This window comes from Actinocrinis sp. (assembly GCF_035653575.1).
Lineage (GTDB): Bacteria > Actinomycetota > Actinomycetes > Streptomycetales > Catenulisporaceae > Actinocrinis.
The window spans coordinates 1-18,141 of record NZ_DASRBQ010000081.1 but is presented as its reverse complement, the minus strand read 5'-3'; the positions used below and the strand labels follow the sequence as shown (position 1 = coordinate 18,141).

The following is an 18,141-nucleotide window of genomic DNA, read 5'->3' as shown; positions in this document are numbered from 1 at the left end:
TCACAGCTCCTTGACGGCCAGCAGCGGCGCGGCGTGCCGGTAGGTCACGCAGGGCCCGTCGCGGCAGATCAGATCGGGACCGAGCTGGCAGTGCCCGCATACGCCGATGCCGCACTTCATCGAGCGCTCAAGCGACAGCAGGATCTGCTGGTCCGAGACGCCCCGGTCGGCCAGCGCCTCGGCCGCCGCGCGCATCATCACCTCGGGCCCGCACACGAACGCCGTGGTCCGCTCCGGATCGAGCGCCACCCGGGCCAGCGGGGCGGTCACCAGACCCACCTGGCCGGTCCACGGCCGCCCGTCCTGGTCGGGCGTCGCGCGGTCCACGGTCACCCGTACGTCCAGTCCGCAGGACCGCCAGGCCTCGTATTCGCGGGTGTAGACCAGGTCCGCCGGCGTCCGGGCGCCCACGACCAGGGTGACCCGGCCGAACTTGGCGCGGTGCGCGACCAGGCCGTAGACGACTGGGCGCAACGGGGCGAGCCCCAGGCCGCCCGCCACCACGACGACATCGTGCTGCGGCCAGCCGTCCGAGAGCCAGCCGTGCCCGAACGGGCCGCGCACGCCCAGCACGTCCCCGGCTCGCGCCGAGGCGATGGCGTGCGAGACCGCGCCCACGTCACGCACCGTGTGCACGAGCCGGTCCTGCCGGTAGGGATCTCCGCTCACCGAGACCGGGATCTCGCCGACGCCGAACGCGTACATCATGGTGAACTGGCCCGGCTCCCAGCTGGGCAGTGCCGCGTCCTCCGGTTCCAGTACGAGCGTCACCGTGTCGTAGGTGTCCCGGTGCACCGAGGTGACGACGTACGGGAGCGGCGCCATCGGGGACGGCCGCGTGGCCGCCGGAGCCGGGATGGCGGGAGCCGGTACGGCGTGCGCGGCGCGGGCGCGCGTGTCTCGGGTCGAGGCGTTCACGCGTCGTCCGCCTCCAGTTCCCATTCCGATTGAAGGGCCTTGAGTTCCTCGGTCAGGTCGATGCCCGCCGGGCACCACGCGATGCAGCGTCCGCAGCCGACACAGCCCGAGTCGCCGAACTGGTCCTGCCAGGTGCCGAACTTGTGGGTCAGCCACTGGCGGTAGCGGCTCTGCACGCTGGAGCGCACCTCGCCGCCGTAGATGTAGGAGAAGTCCAGGTCGAAGCAGGAGTCCCAGCTGTTCCACCGCTCGGCGTGCGCGCCGGTCAGGTCGGTGGTGTCCTCGGTGGTGGTGCAGAAGCAGGTGGGGCACACCAGCGTGCAGTTGCCGCAGGCGATACAGCGTTCTGCGACGTCGCGCCAGTGCTTCGCCTCGACCGAGGCGGCCATGAGCGAGCGCAGGTCGACGGTGGGCAGCGTGCGTCGCATGGAGGCCGCGGCGCGCTCGACCGCTCGGCTCGCCGCGTCGATGGTCCTGGTGTCGGCCGTGGTGTGCGCGATCCGGGCCAGGACCTCGGCGCCGCGGCAGGAGCCGCTGCGCGCCAGGAACCGGTGACCGCCGCCGCCCGTGACCTCGGTCAGCAGCAGGTCGTGGCGCGGCGCGCCCGGGGCTGCGGCCGGGTCGGCGCCCGGCCCGCAGTTGACCCCCTGCGCGGCCGACGCGCTGACGCAGAAGCAGGTCTCGGCCGGCTCGGTGCACTCCACGGCCACGATGAACGCCCGCGATCTGCGCACCGCGTACCCGGACCGGCCGCCCGCGGTCAGCAGCGCCTTGTCCAGGATCGTCAGGGCTCGTAGATCACAGGGCCGCACGCCGAGGAACGCCAGCGGCGGCTCCTCGCTCGGGTCGGGCTCGGTGACGGTGAAACCGCCGCCGGGGGTGCGGTCGGCGTCAAGGATCTTCTCGCGCGGCGGGCGCAGGAACCGCTTCCACGGCATCGGGCCGGCCGCGCCGGCGAACAGCTGGCCGTCGCCGCGCTCGACCAGCCGGTAGTGCCCGGGTCCGCTCTCCACGCCCAGCCCCCACGGCAGTTCCCCGGCGTCCCGGACCTCGTCCAGGACCAGCGCGCCGTCGCGGCGTACCGGCGCGATCACCCGGTAGCCGCGCCGGCGCAGCTCGGCCACCAGGGCGCCGATCCCGTCCACGGTCAGCTGCGAGGCGCTTTCGCGCGCGCCGCGGCCTCCCGGGGCCGGCTCACCGCCGGCCGCGGAGTGTCCGAAGGCCAGGGGCAGGGCGATCACCGGGTGTCACTCCCCACCGCGCCGGCTCCCGCGGCGGCGCGGTCGGCCAGCACCGAGGCGCGTCCGGCCTCGAGCCGCGCGACCGGCACCCGGAACGGGGAGCAGGAGACGTAGTCCACGCCCGCCTGGTGGAAGAAGTGGATGGAGGCCGGATCGCCGCCGTGCTCCCCGCACACGCCGATCTCGAGGTCCGGCCGGGTCCAGCGGCCGCGCTTGACGGCCGCGCGCACCAGGGTCCCGACGCCGTCCGGGTCGATCGTGCCGAACGGCGAGGCGCTGAACACGCCGTGCTCCAGATAGGCCGGGAAGAACGCACCCTCCGCGTCGTCGCGGCTCATGCCCCAGGTGGTCTGAGTCAGGTCGTTGGTACCAAAGGAGAAGAACTCCGCGTACTCGGCCACTCGGCGCGCTGTCAGCGCGGCGCGCGGCAGCTCGATCATCACGCCCACCGAGACCACCAGGCCCGGGTCCACCTCGTGCAGCACCCGCTTGGCCTCCGCCCTGGCCAGCTCGAGCTCGTGCGCCTCGGCCACCAGCGGGATCATGATGTGCGCGAGCGGAGCCCCGCCGTCGCCACGCCTGGCCACGATGGCCTCGGCCAGCGCGCGCACCTGCATCGCGTAGAGTCCGGGCACCACCAGGCCGAGGCGCACGCCGCGCAGGCCCAGCATCGGGTTCTGCTCGTGCCAGCGGCGCACCGCGGCCAGCAGTTCGCGCCGGCTGGGCTCCACCGGCTGGTGCGTCGCGTCGGCGACGGCGATCTCGACGGAGAGCTCGGTCAGGTCGGGCAGGAACTCGTGCAGCGGCGGGTCGAGCAGCCGGACGGTGACCGGCAGCCCGTCCATCGCGGCCAGCAGCCCGGTGAAGTCCGCGCGCTGCAGTTCCAGCAGCCGGCTCAGCGCGTTCGCGCGATCCTGCTGCGTGTCGGCCAGGATCAGCCGCTCCACGATCGGGCGCCGGTCGCCGAGGAACATGTGCTCGGTGCGGGCCAGGCCGATGCCGTGGGCGCCGAAGCGGCGCGCCCGGGCGGCGTCGGCCGGAGTGTCGGCGTTGGCACGCACGCCGAGGCGGGCGCGGCGGTCCGCGATCTGCAGCAGCCGGGCGACGGCCGCCACGACCGGGTCGCCGGTCTGCGACCCGTGCCCTTCGAAGTACTCGACCACGGGGGAGCTGACCACGGGGATCTCGGTGTCGTAGACCGAGCCGTCGGTGCCGTCGATCGAGATCAGGTCACCGGCGCTGATGACGGTGCCGGCGGACGCGCCGCGGGTGACGGTGGCGGTGCCGTTCTGCTCGTCGATCTCCAGGCTCTCCACGCCGCACACGCAGGTGCGGCCCATGCCGCGGGCCACCACGGCGGCGTGCGAGGTCTTGCCGCCGCGGCCGGTCAGCACGCCGGAGGCGGCGATCATGCCGGGCAGGTCGTCGGGGTTGGTCTCGCGGCGGATGAGGATGACGTGCTCGCCGGCCGCGGCGCGCGCGACGGCGTCCGCCGAGCTGAACACCGCGCGTCCCACCGCGGCACCGGGGGAGGCGGCGATGCCCTTGGCGATCGGGGCGACGGCCCCGCCGGAGGGGGCGAAGCAGGGGAACATCAGCTGGGCCAGCTGCTCGCCGGTCACCCGGGAGAGGGCTTCGTCCTCGTCGATGCGTCCGTCGGCCAGCAGGTTGGCGGCGATGCGGAAGGCCGCGGCCGCGGTGCGCTTGCCGACCCGGGTCTGCAGCATCCACAGCTTGCCGCGCTCGACGGTGAATTCGATGTCGCACAGGTCCCGGTAGTGCTCCTCGAGCGTGGCCATGTGTCGGCGCAGTTCCCGGTACGCGTCCGGGTCGAGCGTGCCGAACTGCTCGAGTGTCAGGGTGTTGCGCACGCCGGAGACGACGTCTTCGCCCTCTGCGTCCGAGAGGTAGTCGCCGTACACGCCCGGGGCTCCGGTGGCCGGGTCACGGGTGAAACCGACGCCGGTTCCCGAATCGGCGCCCAGGTTGCCGAAGACCATGGTCATCACGGTCACCGCGGTGCCCAGGTCGTCCGGGATGCCCTCGCGCCTGCGATAGATCCGCGCCCGCTTGCCGTCCCAGGATTCGAATACCGCGCGCACCGCGCCGCCCAGCTGCTCGCGCGGGATCTGCGGCACCTCCTGTCCGCTGCTTTCGCGCACGATGCGCTGGAAGTGGCGGGTGAGCGCGCGCAGCGCGTCGGCGTCCAGCGCCGTGTCCGGAGCGTCCGCTGCCAGTCCCTTGCGGACCTTGGCCTGGATCAGCGCGCGCTCGAACTCCTCGGCGGGAACGCCGAGCACCGTGCGGCCGTACATCTGCACCAGCCGGCGGTAGCAGTCCCACGCGAACCGCTCGTCGCCGTACCGCTTGGCCAGTCCGGCGACGGTGGCGTCGCAGACCCCGATGTTCAGGACCGTCTCCATCATCCCGGGCATGGAGAACTTCGCCCCGGAGCGCACCGAGACCAGCAGCGGATCGTCCACGTCGCCGAGCCGCCGCCCGGTCGTCTCCTCCAGCAGCGCCAGGTGGCGGGCGATCTGCGCGTCCAGGCCGCTGGGCAGCCGCCCGGTCTTGAGGTAGTGGCGGCAGGCCTCGGTGGTGACGGTGAAGCCCGGCGGGACCGGCAGGCCGAGCCTGGTCATCTCCGCCAGGTTCGCACCCTTGCCGCCCAGCAGGTCGGCCATCGTCGCCTTGCCGTCGGCGAAGTCGTACACGTAACGGTCGGGCGGCTGGTTGCGCTGCGCGGCGCCATGCGTATCGGCCTTCATCATGGTGAACCCGTCCCCTTCGGCGTCGTCCTGGCTTCGCCTTCAGGCTCCCGCTCGCGGTTGCGCCAGGTCAGAGCCCGCAGTCCCGGTGGGCTGAGGACCAAAGACCCGGAAGTGCCGGCGCCGGCGCGGGCTCCCGGCCGCCCGCGGCGCCGCGGGAGGTCCGCCGTCCTGCCCCCGGAAACGCCGCCGTGGGGTGGCGTTGGTTGGCGCGGGCGGTCGAACTGACCCGAAGCGGCCGCGACTGGCTGTACGCGACTGCACACTGATGGCTCATGGCGCACGTGCGAATGCACGCCGCGCAATCGGGTCGGCGGCGAGGGGGAAGGCGTGGTGGAACCACAGGACCACAGCGTGGTCGGATGCTGCGCCGAACTCGGGGCGCATCGAGGGTTCCGGCCCGATCCGCATCCGCACCCCGCGGACGTTCCGTTCCGGGCGTTGTTGGAGGCGGCGCCGGACGCGATGGTGATCGTGGATGACGAGGGCCGGATCAAGTTGGTGAACGCGCAGACCGAGTCGATGTTCGGTTATGCGCGTGAGGAGCTGCTCGGCCGCAATGTGGAGATCCTGGTGCCGGAGCGGTTCCGCAGTCATCATTCGGGGCATCGGCGCGGCTATATGACCAACGGTCAGGTGCGGCCGATGGGTGCGGGGTTGGAGTTGTACGGGCTGCGCCGGGACGGGCGCGAGTTCCCGGTGGAGATCAGCCTCAGTCCGCTGGAGACCAGTGACGGGCTGCTGGTGTCCGCGGCGGTGCGCGACGTGAGCGACCGCAAAGCCGCCGAGGCGCGCATCAACGAGCTGGCCTTGATCGTCGAGTCCTCCCTCGACGCGATCCTGATCAAGTCGCTGGACGGGACGATCACGTTCTGGAACGCGGCCGCGGCGCGCATGTACGGCTACAGCGCCAAGGAGGCGGTCGGCCGGCACGTCTCGATGCTCGCGCTGCCCGAGCGCCGGGCCGAGATTGACGCGCTGCTGCTGCGCATCGGCCGCGGCGAGCGGATCGACCACTACGAGACGCTGCGCCTGACCAGCACCGGGATCCTGCTCGACGTCGACATCATCCTGTGGCCGATCACCGACCGGACCGGGCGGATCGTGGGCGCCTGCGCGATCGCCCGCGACATCGCCGAGCACAAGCGGGCCAAACAGCAGGTCACCAGGCTCTACGAGCAGCAGCGCCACGTCGCGCTGACCCTGCAGCACGCCCTCATGGGCAAACCCTCAGAGGTGCCCGGGATGCAGAGCGCCAGCCGGTACTTCCCCGCCACCCAGGGCGCCGGCGTCGGCGGGGACTGGTTCGACCTGATCCCGCTCGGCGCCGGCCGCGTCGGCGTGCTGATCGGCGACGTGATGGGACGCGGGCTCGAGGCGGCCACGGTGATGGGGCAACTGCGCTCCGCCGCCAACGCCCTCGCCCGCACCGGAATGCCGCCGCAGCAGCTGATGAACGCCCTCGACGCGGTCGTGCGCGATCTGCCGGACCAGTTGATCACCTGCTGCTATCTGATCGTCGATCCCGACGCGGGCGAGGTGACCGCCTGCTCGGCCGGGCACCTTCCCCTGCTGCTGGTCGAGCCCGACGCGACGGTGCGACGCCTGCCGGTGCCGATCAGCGTTCCGCTCGGCGTGGGCGACGTCCCCTTCGTGGAGGCCTCGCTGCCCGTCGCGCCGTGCTCCACGCTCGTGCTCTACACCGACGGGCTCGTCGAGACCCACCATTGCGATCTGGACAAGCAGATCGGCTTGCTGGAGGACGAACTGCGCGCGGTGTTCTCGGTGGCGCCCGACCTGGAGACGGCTGCCGATCAAGTCCTCACCGCGCTGTTGCCCCGGATCGACGAGCCGCCGGACGACGTCACCCTGCTGCTCGTGCGCGTTCCCAAGGCGCCGGTGGCCACCGCGGCCACCACCCTGGAACCGCAGCCGCAGTCGGTCGCCGCGGGACGCGGATTCGTCGGCCGCACGCTCGAGGCCTGGGGCTGCGGCGAACTGGCCGACACCGCCTGCCTGCTGGCCTCGGAGATCCTCACCAACGCCGTGCGCCACGCCCACACACCCATCGGCTTGCGCCTTTACCGCGCCGCCGGAGACGTCACCGTCGAAATCACCGACGACAACACGCATCTGCCCGCGCGACGCCTGGCCGATCCCGACGACGAGAACGGTAGAGGGCTGATGCTGGTCGAGTCGCTCGCCAGTGCCTGGGGCGCCCGACCGACGCGCACCGGCAAGAGCGTCTGGTTCACGCTCGACCTGGCACCGGTCGCCGGCGAGCCGTGGCCGGACGGCCGTCACCGGCCCGCGCCGCCGCATCAGCGCTCGGAAGCCAGGCCTCTTCTGCTCAGCTCTGATCGCGCCGACTGAGCGGCACGACGGCCACCGGGCAGGGCGCGTGGGTCAGCAGCGCGTGCAGGACCGAGCCGACGCCGACGGACAACGGCAGGTGGCGACGATGCGCGCCCAGCACGAGCAGGCGTGCGCCACGCGCCGCGTCGACCAGCGCGGCGGCGGGCGTGGCGCAGACCGTCGAGGCGGTGCACTCCACCGTCGCGTGGTCGCGGCAGGCGGCGGCCAGCGCGTCGTTGAGCAGGTCCTTGGCGGCGGTGGCCAGCACCGAGGGCTCGATGTAGTAGTAGCCGTTGTACGGCGGGATCAGCTGCCACGCGTGCACCGCGCGCACGCTCGTGCCCAGCTCTTCGGCCAGGTCGAAGGCGAAGCCGGTCACCTCGGCCGGCTCGCGGGCCGCCACGCCCAGCACGATCTCCGCACTGGGCGCTGCTGGCTCTGCTGGTGCGGCGGCGTCTTCGCTCCCGTCCCCGGCCGGCACCAGCACGATCGGACCGCGGCAGTGGGCGGCCAGGCGCAGCCCGACCGAGCCCAGGCTCAACCCGGGGAAGCCGCCGTGCCCGCGGGTGCCGACGACGGTGAGCGCGGCCTGCCGGGTCGCGGCCACCAGTGTCTCGGTCGGCTCCGCGGCCGAGATCTCGGTGCTGATCCACAGCCCCGGGTGCTCGCGCAGCAGGTCGGCGCGCAGCTCGTCGAGCAGCGCTTCGGCCTGCTTGGTCTGGTTCTGCCGGTACTCCTCGTACGGCAGCCGGCTGAGCACCGACATGGCCCCGGTCAGGTTGAGCGCGTGCAGCAGGTGCAGACCGGCGCCGCGGCGTGCGGCCAGCCGCGCCGCCCAGGCGGCGGCGTGCGCGGCGGCGGTCGAGCCATCGACGCCGACGACGATGCGCTGTGGCGTGGTGAAGGCGTCCATGGTGCTGCTCCGGTCGTGCTCGGCAGGTCCGCGATCGGCGATCGCCGGTCCCTGATTTCAGGATCCTGCCGATCCGCGCGGCGGCCACGGGCCGAAGGTCCCCGATGGTGCGCCGTGCGTCCCGCGCCGCGCCGCGCCAGCTCGCAGCCTTGCGGCGTACGCGGGGCAGCGCCCCGGATCGCGGACCCTCGGCCGCGGCCGCGGGCCGTTCGGCACTGGCCGGACGCGGCGCCCGGGCGTGAGGTGGAAGCGGAGGGCGAGGACGCCCTCCGGGAAGGAGGTCGCGATGAGCGAGCTGACCCGCCGCTCGCAGTTCCCGTTGCTGCCTGACCTGACGGACCTGTTCGATCCGTTCCACCTGGTGTTCGGCAGCCGTCCGGCGGAGGCGTACGGCATCCGCGTCGAGACGAGGTTCGAGGAGGGCGCGTACATCGTGCGCGCCGAGATGCCGGGCATCGACCCCGACAAGGACGTCGAAGTCACGGTGACCGACGGGATCCTGGCCATCCGCGCCGAGCGCACGGAGCGGCACGAGGGACGGCACCACTCCGAGTTCCGCTACGGGACGTACACCCGCAGCCTGCGCCTGCCCGAGGGCGCGAAGCAGGACGAGGTCGTCGCCGCCTACAAGGACGGCATCCTGACCATCACCGTCGCCCTGGAGAAGGAGGTCAAGCCCGTCACCCGCACGATCAAGGTGCTGGCCGCCGACTGACCTGCACCGGCCGTGCGCGATCCGCACGAGTGAGGCCCGGATCGGGACATGGCGAAGAAACCGCCGCGCGCGAGAACATCCCCGTTCTCGCGCGCGGCCGCCGTTTCCGGCACTGCACACCGGACGAACGGCCCTGCCGGGCCGAAGGGGACCGCGGCGTGGGCCTTTGGTCCCTAGGGCCACTCGCGCGCGCGGACGATCGTGGAGCTCAGGGCGGCCCGCGTGATCACCGGGCCCGCGAGAGACTGCCACGGAGGCGGCCATGAAGGCATTGGTGTACCACGGACCCGGCAAGCGCTCCTGGCAGGTCGTGCCGGACCCGGACCTGGTCGAGACCACGGACGTGATCGTGCGCGTGGACGCGGTCACGATCTGCGGCACCGACCTGCACATCCTGGGCGGCGACGTGCCGGAGGTCGCCGAGGGCCGGATCCTCGGCCACGAAGCCGTCGGCACCGTCGCGGAGGTCGGCGCGGCCGTCACCGGCCTGCACGTCGGCGACAGGGTGCTGATTTCGTGCATCACCGCGTGCGGGCGCTGCGTGTACTGCCGGACCGGCCGCTACGGCCAGTGCCTCGGCGGCGGCGGATGGATCCTGGGACACCTCATCGACGGCACGCAGGCCGAGTACGTGCGCGTCCCCTACGCCGAGACCTCCGTCCACAAGCTGCCCGACTCGGTCACCGACGAGGCCGCGCTGCTGCTGGCCGACATCCTGCCCACCTCCTACGAGGTCGGCGTGCTCAACGGCGCCGTGCGCCCCGGCGACAGCGTCGTCGTGGTCGGCACCGGTCCGATCGGCCTGGCCGCGATCGCCACCGCGAAGCTGCTGAGCCCGAGCCGGATCATCGCGATCGACAAGGCCGCGGCGCGGCTGGAGGCCGCCAAGCAGTTCGGCGCCGACCTGACCCTCGCCCCCGACGACGGCTGCGTCGGGCAGGTCATGGCCGCCACCGACGGCCTGGGCGCCGACGTGGTCATCGAGGCCGTCGGCCGGCCCGAGTCCTTCGAGCTGTGCACCCGCCTCGTGCGCCCCGGCGGCCACGTCGCGAACATCGGCGTGCACGGAGCCCCGGCCACGCTGCACCTGGAAAGCCTCTGGATCAAGGACGTGACGATCACCACCGGCCTGGTCGACACCTCCTCCACGCCGACGCTGCTGCGGATGATCGCCAACGGGCGGTTCGACACCGGCGCGTTCATCACCCACCGGTTCGGGCTGGACGAGATGCAGGACGCCTACGACGTCTTCTCCCGCCCCGCGGACACCGGTGCGCTGAAGGTGGCGCTGCTGCGCGGCTGACCGCACCGCTCCCGGCGCGGCCCTAGCGGCCCACCCCGACGGGGCGGTCAGCCGACCGCCTCGCCGGCCGCCTCGTCGCGCATCTGCCGAGCGGTCTTGGGATCGGGCGCCGGGCGCCGCGGCTCACGCACGCCCCCACCGCCACCGCCGCCGTGGTCGAGCCACAGGCGCACCGACGAGCCGGCCGGCACCTTGGCGCCGGACTCGGGGCTTTGATCTGTGACGATGCTGCCGGGCGAGTCCATCAGGTCGAGCGGCGGCCCGTCCGGATCGGCCGCTATCGACCCCAGGCCCTTACCGCCGAGCACCTTGCGGGCCTCGTCCAGGCTCATGCCGATCACATCGGGCACACGCACCGAGGAACGCCTGCGCCGTTCCCGGGCCTCCGTCTCAGGATTCTGCTCCTGTGGTGCGCGGCGGCCCGGGCGGAACACGCCGCGGAGTGTCGCCGAGCTGCCATACGTGCTCGGCAGTTCGTGCCCCGGCGCCAGGTCGTCCGGATCCGGGTCCGCGACGTCGTCGACATCGCGCCACCGCTCCCAGGCCGACTGGCGCGTCACACCCAGGCGCACGGCGATCTCCGCCCAGGACTTGCCCTGCCCGCGCGCCGTGCGCACCGCCTCGAACTCGACCTGGTCGAGTCGGCGCCGCACCAGGCCGACGTCGGCCAGTGCGGCCAGTGCGCCATCCCCGTCGAGCCCGTGCGGCGAGGAGGCCCGGCGGTACCACTCAAGCAGCCGTTCCCACGCTAGGTGGCCTTCGTGCCCTGCGTCCGGATCCCACGTCATGCTGTCAGGGTAACCTGGCAACGGCGAAGCCTCTAGACGTCGGCCGGCGGAAGTTCCACTCGACGGCGCGCCGTCCGAGGACTCAGAGAACGAGTAGGGCGAGACTTTAGACCCTGTCCGCAAGGCTGCCGCAGCGGGACGCTGAGGGTGGCCGAGAAACCACCCCCAGCTCGGCCAATCGAGGCGTTACGGCGTCTCGGACGCGCCCCGGCCATCTCCCCTCCACGCCGGGGCGCAGTCGCGTCGCGGCCTCAGTGCGGTCGCGTCAACGCCACTCCGTATGCCCCGGCGAGCCGAACGACCCGATGCAACGCGTGTCCAGCGCTGTAAGTTGGCGGGTATGCCGGGTGGTGACAAATCGACGGTGCGGACCGAGCGGGAGGCGAAGCTGCGCGCCCCCGCCGATTTCACCCTGCCCGACCTCGGCGATCTCATGCCCGGCGTGATCGGCAAGGCGCTGCCCGAGCAGGACTTGGACGCCGTCTACTACGACACCGCCGACCTGCGGCTGGCCCGCTTCGGGATCACGGTGCGGCACCGCTCCGGCGAGGACGCGCCCTGCTGGACCGTGAAGTTCCCCGACCCGGCCGAGCACGGACCGGCGCTCGTGCGCAGCGAGATAGAGATCCCGGGACCGCGCGATCCGCTCCCGGAGCGCGTCGCCGACCTCGTGCTCGCCTACACCCGCAACCGGCGCCTGGTCCCGGTGGCCGCGCTGCGCACCAGGAGGCGGCCGTTCGAGCTGTGCGACAGCGCGGGGCACGGCCTCGGCCAGATCGTCGACGACGAGGTCACCGCCACCAGGGAGAACTTCTCCCCGTACGAGTTCCGGGAGGTGGAGGTCGAGATCGGGGCCGGCGGCCGGTTCGGCAGGGAGCTGATGCGAGCCGCCGTCACCCGGCTGGAGGCCGCCGGAGCCTCGGCCGCCTCCCCGATACCGAAGCTCGTGCGGGTCCTCGGCGTGCGCGCCACCCGCCCGCCGCAGGTGAAGCTCGTCGAGCTGGCCGAGCGGCCGAGCGCGAGCGAACTGGTCCAGCACGCGATCGCCCGCTCCGTCACGCAGCTGCTGCGCCACGATCCCGGAGTGCGCCTGGGCACGGACCCCGAGGACGTGCACCAGCTGCGGGTGGCCGCCCGGCGGCTGCGCTCGGACCTGCGCACCTTCGCGCCCTTGCTGGAGGGGGAGCAGATCGACGCGGTGCGTCAGGAGCTCGGCTGGGTGGGCCGCCTGGTCGGCGAAGTGCGCGACGCGGACGTGCTCGGCGCGCGCCTGGCCGAGCTGTGCGCGACGCTGCCGGAGGCCGACAGGGCCGGAGCGGTCCGCCTTCTGCGGCGCCATCAGGCGCAGGGCGAAGCGGCCCGCGAAGCGATGTTGACCTCGCTGCGGGATCGACGGTACCTGCGCCTGATCGACGCCCTGGTCAAACTGGCCGCCAACCCGCCGATGCGCGCCGCGGCGACGGATCCGGCCCCTGATGCGGATACTCCGCCGCCGACGGCCTCCATGCCGGAGGAATTGGCCGCGCGGTTGGTGCGGCGTCCGTGGCGGCGGCTGACGCGAGGGGTGGCGCAGCTCGGACCGGAACCGGCGGACGAGCGGCTGCACGAGGTCCGTATCCTCGCCAAACGCTGCCGCTACGCGGCGGAAGCGGTCGTCCCGGTCAGCGGCCGCCGGGCCGAACGCCTCGCCTCGCGCCTGGCCAAGGTGCAGACCGTCCTCGGCGATCATCAGGACACCGCGGTCGCGGAGGACTGGCTGCGGGCCGCGGCCGACGCCGACCCGAAGGCGCGCCTGGCGGCCGGACAGCTCATCGCGGCCGAGCGCGCCCGCCGCGCCGAACTGCGGGAGCGCTGGCCGGTCGTGTGGCGCAAGGCCTCCTCGAACACGAAGCATCCCTGGCCGGAATACGCGCACGCGAACAAAGCGCGCGCTCCCCGGCGGTAAGCAGCGGCAGCTGCGGCGCCGGGGACGCGTCACCGCGTCACCGTCTCACGGCGTCACGGCGCGGTCGAGTCGATGTCGATCGCGACCGTGTAGAGGTGCTGGCCGCTCGCCGTGACGGTCTCCACCTCGTACGCGCGGATCAGGAACTGCGGGTTGGACCGCGGTATCGGCCAGCCGATCCCGATGCCGTAGGAGAGGTAGCCCTCGAAATCGCCGGCTTGCGCGTAGTCGACCATGCGGCCGAGTCCGAGGTGCCGCGGCGGCTGGGAGAGGATCGTGGAGGCGCCGGATGCCGAGTGCGCCTGGGCCGAATTGAAGACGATGCGCAGCGGACCGCCGAAGCCCGCGATCGGAATCGCGGCGCCGCTGCCGTCGGCGATCAACTTGTCGACGAAGGCGAAGCGGTAGCTCGGGAAGCCCGCCGTGAACGTGAACGTCATGCGGTTGAACGGCCGCTCGCCCGGGTCGCGGGGGTGGTCACCGGCGCCGATGCGGATCAGCGTGGGGACCGGCGGGAGCGTTTGCTTGTGTGTCACGCTGCCCGGCTTGGTCACGTCGTTCGGCCAGTGCCAGTCGTACGCGACCCGGGAGAGCACGACCCGCGTCGAGGGCGACGGCGCAGGGGTGCTCTGGCGCGGCGTCGGAGTCTGCATGGTGCGGCTCGGGCTCGGGCCGGGGGACGGCCCGGTCGGCAGGGACTGTGCCGGCGCAGTTGTGGTCGGCGCGCCGGGTGGTGAGCCGGCGGTGGGAGGAGTGCTGCCGCAGGCGCCGGCCGCGGCGAGGATGAGGGCGAACGCCGAGTAAGTCCCGGCCCTCGCCACACGCCTGGTGTTCATGGTGTGCCCCCTTGGCTCGGACGGGTTCAGGGCCCGAGCCCGTCCCTCACCTCGAGCATCGGTCGCGCAGGGGCCGCGCGTTAGGTGCGTAAGGCGAACCGCGGCAGGTGCGAGGGTCCTGACTCGGCGGGACCTTCGTCAGGGAAAGAGGACCTCGGCTCGAAAACAGGCTGTTCATCGGCGCGGCGCGGGCCCTGCGGCCGTGGCACTCGGCAGGGCCGCGCCACGAGGCTGAGGCGAGCAGGCCGCGAAGCGCGAACGCGGTGAGTCGGGACTCCGCGCGCGCCCCGCAACTCAATCCCCTGACGCGGCCCGAGGAGGATCCATGTCCGTCATGACTCGCCCGCACCACCCGGTACCCGCCGCACCGCCCGCACGTCCACGGCGGCGCCTCGCCCTCGCCGTTCTGTGCGTCTCCCTGCTGATCGTCACGCTGGACAACACGATTCTCAACATCGCGTTGCCGGCCTTGGTGCGAGCCATGCACGCGACCGATGCCCAGTTGCAGTGGATCGTGGACGCCTACGCCGTGGTCTTCGGCGGACTGCTGCTGATCGCCGGCACCGTCGCCGACCGGGTCGGGCGCAGGCGGGTCTTCCTGGCCGGGCTGCTGCTGTTCGCGGCCGGATCCGCGGCGGCGGCGTTCTCCGGAACGGTGACCGAGCTGATCTGCGCCCGGGCGGGCATGGGCCTCGGCGCGGCCTGCATCATGCCGGCGACGCTGTCCATCATCGCGGACCTCTTCCGGGAGCCGCGCGAGCGCGCGCAGGCGATCGGCCTGTGGTCGGCCACCTCCGGCCTCGGCATCGCGCTGGGCCCGATCGTCGGCGGCTGGCTGCTGGAGCGGTACTGGTGGGGCTCGGTCTTCTTCGTGAACGTGCCGATCGCGCTGGCCGGAGCCGCCGCGGCGATCTGGCTGGTGCCTGATTCCCGCGATCCGGTCCGCCGCCCGCTCGACGCGGTGGGCGCCCCGGCCGCGACGGCGGGGCTGCTCCTGCTGCTGTGGGCGATCATCGAGTCGCCGGTCCGCGGCTGGCATTCCGGGATGGTGCTGTCGGTCGGCGGCGCCGGCCTTGTGGTGCTCCTCGGCTTCGCGCTGTGGGAGCGGTACACGCCCAGTCCGATGCTGGTGGTCGAGGCCTTCCGCGACCGCCGCTTCTCCGTCGCGATGGGCTCGGTGGCCATGGCGATCTTCGCGTTGATGGGCGCGCTGTTCGTGCTCACCCAGTATCTGCAGTTCTCGCTCGGATACTCGGCCTTCGCCGCGGGAGTCAGGATCCTGCCGGTGGCGGGCCTGCTCGCGGTGACCGCGCCGCTCTCCACGGTGCTGGACCGTCGGCTCGGCACCAAGACCGTGGTCGCGACGGCCCTGGCGGTGATCGCGGGCGGGCTGCTGTGGCTCTCCCGGCTCACCGTCTCCGCCGACTTCGGCCACACGCTGCCCGGCCTGCTGCTGCTCGGCGCCGGAGCGGGCCTGGCGATCGCGCCAGCGACCGCCTCGGTGATCGGCAGCCTGCCGCCGGAACGCGCCGGAGTGGGTTCCGCGACCAACGGCACGGCGCTGCAGACCGGCGGCGCGCTGGGTGTCGCAGTGCTCGGATCGACGCTCGCCGCGCGGTATCAGGGCCAGATGACGGCGGCCTTGACCGGTCACGCCGTGCCGCCCGCTGCCGCACACGCGATCACCGGCTCCCTCGGCGGAGCGCTCGGCGTGGCCGGGCAGATCGGCGGCACTAACGGCGCGCTGCTGGCCGCGGCCGGACGTGCCGCGTTCCTGGACGGGATGCACCTGGCCGCCACGGTCGCAGCCGTGGTCGTGGCCGTCGGCGCGCTGCTGGTGCTGATCGCCCTGCCCTCGCGCGCCGCGCGGAGCTGAACCGGGAGTTGAACCGTCGGGCACGGCTGCCGAGATCTGCCGCCGTGCCCGCAAGCCAGGCCGACACAGACACATCAAACCGACACGGACACATAACGCGGGTGGCACGCGCGGTCCCACACGCGCGTGCCACCCGCTTCCCACCCCCCGGGTTTTGGCATCACCCGGCGTCCGTGCCTGCGCGACCGGACCTTAACAGTGCATCATCGCTGCTCGAAGGGCTCCAGGGCCGAAGGTCCCGTGCTCAAGGACCGTCCGCATCGGTTTAAGGGATCGGGATGACGGCCACCGGGCCGTGTGCGTGGCCCAGCAAGGCGTGGATGACGGGTCCGAGCCCGATGGACAGCGCGTGGTGGTGGCGGTGGGCGCCGACCACAGTGAGCTGGGCGTGCTGCGAGGCGTCGGCCAGCACCGCGGAGGGGTGGCCGCGCTGCACGCTCAGGGTCACGTGCACGTCGGGGAACTTCTCACGCACCGGGGCCAGGTCCGCGACCATGTGCTCGGCGGCGGTGCGGGCGAGGATGTCCGTGTCGCTCAAGTACTCCTGGGCGTGCGCCGGATAGGGCGCCCAGGCGTGCACTGCGCGCACGCCGACCTGCAGCCGTTCGGCCTGGGAGAAGGCGAACAGGATGGCCTGCTGGGCGGTGTGCGCCTGCATCCCGAGCACGATCTCCGCGTCGGCCGCCGCCTCGGGCGCGTGCTCGTGGTCGTGGCGGTGGTTGTGGTCGCGCAGGATGATCACGGGGCAGTGGGCGTGCGCGGCCAGGCGGGCGGCGACGGAGCCGAGCGGCAGCCCGGCGAACCCGCCGCGTCCACGGGTGCCGACCACGAGCAGGTCGGCGGTCCGGCTGGCCTGCACCAGCGCGCCGGGCGCAGTCTGGTGCACCAGCTCGGTGGTGATCGCCACGGCGGGGTGGCTGTCGAGCAGCCGTTGCCTTATCTCGGTCAGCAGTTGCTCGCCGACCTGGTCGGCCGCGTGTACGTGCGTGCTGTAAGCGCCGGGGCCGATCAGCGCGGAGCTGGGGTCGGCCTCCAGTGCGTGGATCAGGTGCAGCGGCGCGCCGCGGCGAGTGGCCTCGTCCGCGGCCCAGGCGGCTGCGCGGGCCGCGTGTGCCGAGGCGTCGACGCCGACGACGATCACCGACTGGTCGTGGATGGGTTGCGTGCTCATCGCGGCCTCCCTGGCCGTACCGGGCTGCTGTGCGCGGACCTGGTGGGGTTGGCGGTGGTTTCCTCTCCTTGATCGTGCTGCCGCACGCCCCGGGCGGGTGAGGGTCCTTAGTCCCGCGTCCGGGCCGCGAAGGCCCGTCGCGCGATCGTGGGCAGGCCCGGGAGGAAGGCCGCGGACTATCGGCACCCGGAGGTCGGGGACTATCGGCCCTGTAACCGGCCCGGGCCGCGCGGGATCGTCGAAGCGCCGGACAGGCCGTGTCTGCGGGAGGCGAGGATGAACGAGAACAGCGACACCCACCACAGCGCGGGCACGCACTCGCGCGGCCCACGGCGGTCGTGGCGTCCATGGCGCCGGGCCACCGGGCCGGGCGAGGGCTGGAATCTGCGGTTCGAGTCGGCGGGCACGGCGGTGCCGGCCGCGCTGGTGAAGGACTCGCCCACGCTACTGGTCGCCGCGGTCGAGGAGCTGTGCTGGCGGGTGGCCACCGAGGGCTGGCGCGCGCGCCGCCCGCACCGCTGGCAGCGCCGCGCCTACGCCGCCTGGCGCGGGCAGGCGGACTGGTTGGAACAGAAGCGCCTGCGTCTGGCCGACATGGTCGACGACGCTCTCGCCTTGAACTGAGCTCTCACGCTCGCGCCGTTGTCCCGTTGCCGACGGAGCTTTCGGCGCGGGACAACGGCGCGTTGTGTCGCAGTGTCTAGGTGCTTATCCGAGGGTCCATTGTTGGTTGCTGCCGCCGTTGCAGGTCCACAGTTCGACCAGGGCGCCGTTGGCGGTGCTGGCTCCGGTGACATCCAGGCAGAGGCCTGATTGGGCTCCGGTGATGGTGCCGTTGGAGTTGAAGTTCCACTGCTGGTTGGACTGGCCGTTGCAGGACCAGATGATGACCTTCGTGCCGTTGGTGGTGCCCTGGCCGTTGGCATCCAGGCACATGGTCGTGCCGTTCACCGTCACCGACAGCGCACCGGTCGACGTCTTAGTCCAGGTCTGATTCGCCGCGCCGCTGCAGGTGTAGATCTGCTGCTGCGTGCCACCGGTAGTGCTCGAGTTCGGATCATCAAGGCACTTACCAGCGCCCACCGCGTGCAGGGCACCCGTACTGCCGCCGCCGCCGCCGCCACCTGACGACGAGCCGCCGAGTGCGTTGAGGGTGGCGGTGTAGGCGGGTTTGGGCTGGTAGTTGTTGTCGTACATGGTGGCGGCGCCGTAGCCGGAGAAGGTGCCCGGGATCCAGGAGTCCGCGTCGCCCACGCCCCACTGGCTGACCCCGACACAGCGCGAGACGCTCAGGCACCACTTGGTGATGTTG

At 72.6% G+C, this 18,141-nt stretch carries 14 protein-coding genes; 6 read left to right on the top strand and 8 right to left on the bottom strand.

The window, feature by feature from the left end:
* Genes VFA06_RS12120 through ppdK form a run of 3 tightly spaced genes read right to left on the bottom strand, consistent with a single transcriptional unit; the run spans position 1 to position 4,927 of the window.
* Positions 1-918 (bottom strand): FAD/NAD(P)-binding protein, encoded by a 918-nt coding sequence (locus tag VFA06_RS12120; protein WP_324840604.1) that lies wholly within the window; start codon positions 916-918, stop codon positions 1-3.
* The gene (locus VFA06_RS12115; protein WP_324840603.1) at positions 915-2,159 is read right to left on the bottom strand and encodes a 4Fe-4S dicluster domain-containing protein; all 1,245 of its coding nucleotides are present in this window, start codon (positions 2,157-2,159) and stop codon (positions 915-917) included. Before VFA06_RS12115 ends, VFA06_RS12120 begins: the two co-directional genes overlap by 4 nt.
* On the bottom strand, positions 2,156-4,927 hold the full coding sequence (ppdK, locus tag VFA06_RS12110) for a pyruvate, phosphate dikinase (protein WP_414639880.1): 2,772 nt from the start codon (positions 4,925-4,927) through the stop codon (positions 2,156-2,158). The genes VFA06_RS12115 and ppdK overlap by 4 nt, the downstream gene beginning before the upstream one ends.
* Positions 4,928-5,257: 330 nt before the next feature.
* Here ppdK and VFA06_RS12105 point away from each other — a divergent pair, with 330 nt between their 5' ends.
* Positions 5,258-7,300, top strand: coding sequence for a PAS domain S-box protein (locus VFA06_RS12105; protein ID WP_324840601.1), 2,043 nt, complete (start codon positions 5,258-5,260; stop codon positions 7,298-7,300).
* Here the strand turns inward: VFA06_RS12105 and VFA06_RS12100 are convergent.
* Entirely contained in the window at positions 7,278-8,195 is a 918-nt protein-coding gene (locus VFA06_RS12100) for a universal stress protein (RefSeq protein ID WP_324840600.1), read from the bottom strand. The genes VFA06_RS12105 and VFA06_RS12100 overlap by 23 nt on opposite strands.
* Positions 8,196-8,481: 286 nt before the next feature.
* Between VFA06_RS12100 and VFA06_RS12095 the strand changes: the two genes are divergently transcribed.
* On the top strand, positions 8,482-8,910 hold the full coding sequence (locus VFA06_RS12095; RefSeq protein ID WP_324840599.1) for an Hsp20/alpha crystallin family protein: 429 nt from the start codon (positions 8,482-8,484) through the stop codon (positions 8,908-8,910).
* 262 nt (positions 8,911-9,172) lie between these two features.
* Positions 9,173-10,213 carry a zinc-dependent alcohol dehydrogenase family protein gene (locus VFA06_RS12090; RefSeq protein ID WP_324840598.1) on the top strand — a complete coding sequence of 347 codons (1,041 nt, stop codon included), beginning with the start codon at positions 9,173-9,175 and terminating at the stop codon, positions 10,211-10,213.
* A 47-nt stretch (positions 10,214-10,260) separates the two neighbouring features.
* Here the strand turns inward: VFA06_RS12090 and VFA06_RS12085 are convergent, their stop codons facing one another.
* Positions 10,261-11,001 carry a PASTA domain-containing protein gene (locus tag VFA06_RS12085; protein WP_324840597.1) on the bottom strand — a complete coding sequence of 247 codons (741 nt, stop codon included), beginning with the start codon at positions 10,999-11,001 and terminating at the stop codon, positions 10,261-10,263.
* Positions 11,002-11,365: 364 nt separating this feature from the next.
* Here VFA06_RS12085 and VFA06_RS12080 point away from each other — a divergent pair, with 364 nt between their 5' ends.
* Positions 11,366-12,946 (top strand): CYTH and CHAD domain-containing protein, encoded by a 1,581-nt coding sequence (locus VFA06_RS12080; protein WP_324840596.1) that lies wholly within the window; start codon positions 11,366-11,368, stop codon positions 12,944-12,946.
* Between the two features lie 53 nt (positions 12,947-12,999).
* Here the strand turns inward: VFA06_RS12080 and VFA06_RS12075 are convergent, their stop codons facing one another.
* On the bottom strand, positions 13,000-13,782 hold the full coding sequence (locus VFA06_RS12075) for an AMIN-like domain-containing (lipo)protein (RefSeq protein WP_324840595.1): 783 nt from the start codon (positions 13,780-13,782) through the stop codon (positions 13,000-13,002).
* A gap of 325 nt (positions 13,783-14,107) precedes the next feature.
* Here VFA06_RS12075 and VFA06_RS12070 point away from each other — a divergent pair, with 325 nt between their 5' ends.
* Positions 14,108-15,658 (top strand): MFS transporter, encoded by a 1,551-nt coding sequence (locus VFA06_RS12070; protein ID WP_324840594.1) that lies wholly within the window; start codon positions 14,108-14,110, stop codon positions 15,656-15,658.
* A gap of 265 nt (positions 15,659-15,923) precedes the next feature.
* Here VFA06_RS12070 and VFA06_RS12065 read toward each other — a convergent pair whose 3' ends face one another.
* Positions 15,924-16,829 (bottom strand): universal stress protein, encoded by a 906-nt coding sequence (locus tag VFA06_RS12065; RefSeq protein WP_324840593.1) that lies wholly within the window; start codon positions 16,827-16,829, stop codon positions 15,924-15,926.
* Positions 16,830-17,105: 276 nt separating this feature from the next.
* On the opposite strand from VFA06_RS12065, the gene VFA06_RS12060 reads away from it, so the two are divergent.
* The gene (locus tag VFA06_RS12060; RefSeq protein WP_324840592.1) at positions 17,106-17,453 is read left to right on the top strand and encodes a hypothetical protein; all 348 of its coding nucleotides are present in this window, start codon (positions 17,106-17,108) and stop codon (positions 17,451-17,453) included.
* An 84-nt stretch (positions 17,454-17,537) separates the two neighbouring features.
* Here VFA06_RS12060 and VFA06_RS12055 read toward each other — a convergent pair.
* The coding region (locus VFA06_RS12055) for an RICIN domain-containing protein (RefSeq protein WP_324840591.1) at positions 17,538-18,141 on the bottom strand (604 nt) is incomplete at its 5' end.

Coding starts and splice junctions, on each gene's coding strand:
- ppdK (WP_414639880.1), bottom strand. CDS start 4,927: ATGAAGGCCGATACGCATGGCGCCGCGCAGCGCAACCAGCCGCCCGAC.
- VFA06_RS12100 (WP_324840600.1), bottom strand. CDS start 8,195: ATGGACGCCTTCACCACGCCACAGCGCATCGTCGTCGGCGTCGATGGC.
- VFA06_RS12095 (WP_324840599.1), top strand. CDS start 8,482: ATGAGCGAGCTGACCCGCCGCTCGCAGTTCCCGTTGCTGCCTGACCTG.
- VFA06_RS12090 (WP_324840598.1), top strand. CDS start 9,173: ATGAAGGCATTGGTGTACCACGGACCCGGCAAGCGCTCCTGGCAGGTC.
- VFA06_RS12085 (WP_324840597.1), bottom strand. CDS start 11,001: ATGACGTGGGATCCGGACGCAGGGCACGAAGGCCACCTAGCGTGGGAA.
- VFA06_RS12075 (WP_324840595.1), bottom strand. CDS start 13,782: ATGAACACCAGGCGTGTGGCGAGGGCCGGGACTTACTCGGCGTTCGCC.
- VFA06_RS12070 (WP_324840594.1), top strand. CDS start 14,108: ATGTCCGTCATGACTCGCCCGCACCACCCGGTACCCGCCGCACCGCCC.
- VFA06_RS12065 (WP_324840593.1), bottom strand. CDS start 16,829: ATGAGCACGCAACCCATCCACGACCAGTCGGTGATCGTCGTCGGCGTC.
- VFA06_RS12060 (WP_324840592.1), top strand. CDS start 17,106: ATGAACGAGAACAGCGACACCCACCACAGCGCGGGCACGCACTCGCGC.